This is a genomic window from Coprococcus sp. RTP21204st1_G4_RTP21204_210225 (genome assembly GCF_040915385.1).
GTDB classification, from domain to species: Bacteria; Bacillota; Clostridia; order Lachnospirales; family Lachnospiraceae; genus Allocoprococcus; species Allocoprococcus comes.
This window is the reverse complement of record NZ_JBCPDP010000032.1, coordinates 1-3,987: the sequence shown is the minus strand read 5'-3', so window position 1 is coordinate 3,987 and position 3,987 is coordinate 1. Positions and strand designations below refer to the sequence as shown.

Annotated in this window: 5 protein-coding genes and 1 pseudogene; all 6 read left to right on the top strand. The window is 31.9% G+C overall.

Annotated features, from left to right (window positions below):
- Positions 1-48: 48 nt before the first annotated feature.
- The gene (gene traK / locus AB5213_RS16360) at positions 49-663 is read left to right on the top strand and encodes a conjugative transposon protein TraK (RefSeq protein ID WP_005647312.1); all 615 of its coding nucleotides are present in this window, start codon (positions 49-51) and stop codon (positions 661-663) included.
- The gene (locus tag AB5213_RS16355; RefSeq protein ID WP_005647314.1) at positions 663-1,094 is read left to right on the top strand and encodes a hypothetical protein; all 432 of its coding nucleotides are present in this window, start codon (positions 663-665) and stop codon (positions 1,092-1,094) included. The genes traK and AB5213_RS16355 overlap by 1 nt, the downstream gene beginning before the upstream one ends.
- Before the next feature lie 3 nt (positions 1,095-1,097).
- Positions 1,098-2,207 (top strand): conjugative transposon protein TraM, encoded by a 1,110-nt coding sequence (gene traM, locus AB5213_RS16350; protein WP_005647316.1) that lies wholly within the window; start codon positions 1,098-1,100, stop codon positions 2,205-2,207.
- 1 nt (position 2,208) lies between these two features.
- Complete coding sequence (traN, locus tag AB5213_RS16345) at positions 2,209-3,048, top strand: conjugative transposon protein TraN (RefSeq protein WP_346964522.1); 840 nt, start codon at positions 2,209-2,211, stop codon at positions 3,046-3,048.
- 12 nt (positions 3,049-3,060) lie between these two features.
- Positions 3,061-3,564 carry a hypothetical protein gene (locus tag AB5213_RS16340; RefSeq protein ID WP_005647321.1) on the top strand — a complete coding sequence of 168 codons (504 nt, stop codon included), beginning with the start codon at positions 3,061-3,063 and terminating at the stop codon, positions 3,562-3,564.
- A 2-nt stretch (positions 3,565-3,566) separates the two neighbouring features.
- Positions 3,567-3,987 (top strand): annotated as a pseudogene (locus tag AB5213_RS16335) (hypothetical protein); the annotation flags it as partial.

Below are 3,987 nucleotides of genomic sequence, written 5' to 3'. Positions count from 1 at the left end.
CAGTGCAGCTATGTAAAAAGATTCATTAAATTTTAAATTCACATAATCATGATTATTAAAAACTTAGAAAATAAAATCAAATTAGCCGGAATTTTATCCATTGGCTGTTTTGCAACTAGTATAGTTATTTCAGGTATGGTACTAGCCTTTTGTTTCTCTTTAGTGAAAGCTGAAAGAAAAAAAATATATGTTTTGGATAATGATGTCCCTGTACTAGTGAAACAAACTGGTACAGAAGTCAACTTGGAAGTCGAATGTAAAAGCCACATAAATCTATTCCACACTTTATTTTTCACATTACCACCAGACGATGAATTTATAAAATACAACATGGAAAAAGCCATGTATCTAATTGATGATAGCGGATTAAAACAATATAATAATTTAAAAGAAAAAGGATATTTCAACACCATATTAGCGAGTTCTGCAACAGTAACAATTATGACAGATAGTATCAAGGTGGACATGAACAACCTATCTTTTGAATACTATGGCATCCAACGTATAGAGCGAGAAACTTCTATTCTAAAAAGGCAACTTGTAACTACAGGGAAATTAAGACAAATTCCACGTACTGAAAATAATCCTCATGGACTTATTATCACAGATTGGAAAACGATACTCAACAAAGACCTAGATTATAAAGTAAAAAAGAATTTCTAATGAAACTGTTTAAACATAAAAAGAATGATAGAAAAGAAAGTATCAAGACTAAAGCCGAACAAGCTACAGTTGTTCTTCTTACTAAAATATTTCAAAAGTTCGGAGTTAATAACGCTTGTGAACGCTTATTAGCGTGGGCTGCCATACACCGTAAAGCCATGTTTGGAATTACGATTTCATTCCTTTCTTTCGTCACAATTCTATCATTAGTAATGCGTCCAGAAAGAAAGCCAATGCAAGTCTTCAATGAAGAAAAAAGCAAAGTACAAATTAACATTGATAGTAACCTACAAAAAAAACAAGTAGGAGTTCACGACTTGTTAGAAGTGATTAAAATGCAAAATGAAATTAATGAGCTAAGAAAAAATGGGAAATTAACTCCAGAAGACACAGTACGAATAAAAGATTTATACAATAAATTAAATAAATAGCGTATGAAACAGATTGATATTAAAAAGCCTAAGTACATCATTCCGATACTCATTCTACCTTTTATTCTAGGGATAGGATGGCTAGTTAAGGATATGATAAACTCTGCCCCAGCAGAAGAAACTACATTAGTAGAAACGGAAGAATTAAATCTTGATATTCCTGATGCTAATTTAGAAAAAAGAGAGATAAAAAGTAAATTTGAATCACTCAAAGGAGCTTTCAATAAATCTTCTGATTATTCATCAATACAAACCATAGATAAAGAAGAAGAAGTTAGCGAAATTGAAAGTTCTGGTTCTCTTTACTCCAATGATGAAATAAGGCAAATTGACAGTTTAAATCAAGCTTCTAGAATCCGGGAAAAGGAATTGGAACAACAAATAAAAGGATTTCCTACTATAGATGAATCAAGTCAAATAGAAACTAGAAAAGCTCCTGAAAAATCCAAGATGCAAGAAGAAATGGAGCTTTTTAAAATGCAAATGGCTTATATAGATTCATTGCAAAATCCACGTCCTAGAACACCTCAAAAAAAACAGGATGAAAAGCCAAAAGAAATGGCTATAGAAGTTGTAAAAGCGAAAAATCCCGCAGAAGTATATTTTAATACTGTAGGGAAAGAACAAAAAACTTCACTAATCACAGCTATATTAGATGAAACTCTAAAAGTAACAGATGGTAGCCGAGTACGCATACGGCTTCTAGATGATATAATGATTAATGATGCTCTTTTAACTAAAGGTACTTACCTATATGGGAATGTATCTGGCTTTAAAGCCCAAAGAGTACACATTAATATTTCCTCTATAATGGTTGATGGCAAACAAATGAAAGTAGATTTATCCGTATATGATAATGACGGACAAGAAGGTTTCTTTGTTCCTTCATCAGCTTTTAGAGATTTGAGTAAAGATGTTGGAGCGCAAATAGGAAGCCAAACTATACAAATGAACAGCCAATCAGAAGGAGTAGAACAATTCGCTTTAGGTGCTTTACAAGATGCTTACCGTAGTACAACCCAAGCTCTTTCCAAAAACATCAAAAAAAACAAAGCCAAATTAAAATATAACACACAAGTTTTTTTAGTAAACAACAAAGATAAAGAACAATAATATGAGAAAGATTTTTATTGCATTATGCACAATGATTTCTGTTATTACAGGAAATGCACAGAACACCCCTATTGGAGAAAACATCGAGCTTGCAGGTGAAAACCCAGAAGAACTAAAGGTTATATACGTCAACAAAGATGTTTCAACGCATTTTATAGCTATGGAAGATATAAAATATGTTGATATATCAGTCAATGATATTGTTGGCGATATTCCTACTGGTAACTCTCTTAGAATAAAACCCACAAAAGAAGGAGCTAGTGGAGTTATCACCATTGTTACAGAAAGATTTTTCGTACAATATATGCTAGTATATAGTAGCGATTTAGCAAAAGCATACACTCGCTTTAATATCCCTTATGCTGATTTACGTAGCTATATGAATCCAGAAGTGAACTTAACCAAAGCACAAATGTATGATTACGCACATAGAATGTTTATTTCTACAGTAAAATTCTATGATGTTTCCAGTAAAAGTAACCTAATGAAAATTGTACTAAACAATATCTACACATTAGATAAGTATTTCTTTATTGATATTTCTATGATTAATAAAACAAAAATACGATATGATATAGACCAAATACGCTTCAAAATAGAAGATAAAAAACAAACAAAGGCTACTAATTTTCAATCTATAGAAATACTTCCATTGATGCAAGTTAATAAGAATCTTGTTTTCAAGAAGAACTATCGAAATATTTTTGTCTTTGAAAAATTTACTTTCCCAGACGAAAAAGTTCTTACCATAGAAATATCTGAAAAACAGATTTCAGGACGTACTATAACATTAAGAATTGATTATGCAGACATTCTTCATGCAGATGCTTTTACTGAATAAAATTTTACGATTATGAAAAGAATAGCATTTCTTGTTATCACCTTATTTTTTTTCCTAAAGTCAATGGCTGGTGATGGTGATAAGTTTTTTAATATTTCAGGAGGTTGGCAATGGAAAAATACCGTCAATGCAGTTGTAGGGCTGGAGTTTGAAGGTAAATATCACAATGCTTATGAACTATATATTGATTTAGCTACAGCATATGATAAATGCCCGGTATGTAATAAGGTATGCTCTGATAGTTTCTGGAGCTATAAAACATTCGGCATAGGTGCAGCATATAAACCTACAATCTCACGAGGCAAAAACAGTAATTTAAGATGGAGGTTTGGAGCTGATTTAGGAGCTAACAGAAAAGGGTTTCAGGCTTCCATTGATATAGGTTTAGAATATAGCTATTCATTTAGAAATGGAATGCAAGTTTTTGTAATGCAAAAAAATGATTTTGTATTTTGGACACGTGACCATTTCCGAAATGGATTATTAGTAGGTGTCAAATTTCCAATAAATAAATAAGTATGAAAAAAATATATATAATTCTATTATCCATTATAGGGGTAATATCATCATGTACAAAACACGAAGATATTATAGACACATCATTACAGCCGGGTAGTATCTTATGTAGTGATGGAAGTATAGTGCATCCCTCGCTTTTTTCACCCAGTGAAAAAGAAGCCATTGGAGTTGTATTTTGGTGTAATGATGGGAATAATCCAAATATAAAAGAAACCGCTTATGCCGTTTCATTAGAAGATTTAGAAGAAAATCCTTTAATAGACACAGACGAGGATATAGCTAATGTTTCGGAAGATGAAAACAGCTTTGATGGAGCAGCTAATACTGCCGCAATAATGAACTTTGCTATAAAGGATAGTTTAGCTTATCCAGCAGCTCAAAAAGCTATAGAATATGCGCCAAAAGGTGTTACAGGTTGGT

Excerpts from the sequence above, each read along its gene's own strand:
- traK (WP_005647312.1), top strand. The coding sequence starts at position 49 with ATGATTATTAAAAACTTAGAAAATAAAATCAAATTAGCCGGAATTTTA.
- AB5213_RS16355 (WP_005647314.1), top strand. The coding sequence starts at position 663 with ATGAAACTGTTTAAACATAAAAAGAATGATAGAAAAGAAAGTATCAAG.
- traM (WP_005647316.1), top strand. The coding sequence starts at position 1,098 with ATGAAACAGATTGATATTAAAAAGCCTAAGTACATCATTCCGATACTC.
- traN (WP_346964522.1), top strand. The coding sequence starts at position 2,209 with ATGAGAAAGATTTTTATTGCATTATGCACAATGATTTCTGTTATTACA.
- AB5213_RS16340 (WP_005647321.1), top strand. The coding sequence starts at position 3,061 with ATGAAAAGAATAGCATTTCTTGTTATCACCTTATTTTTTTTCCTAAAG.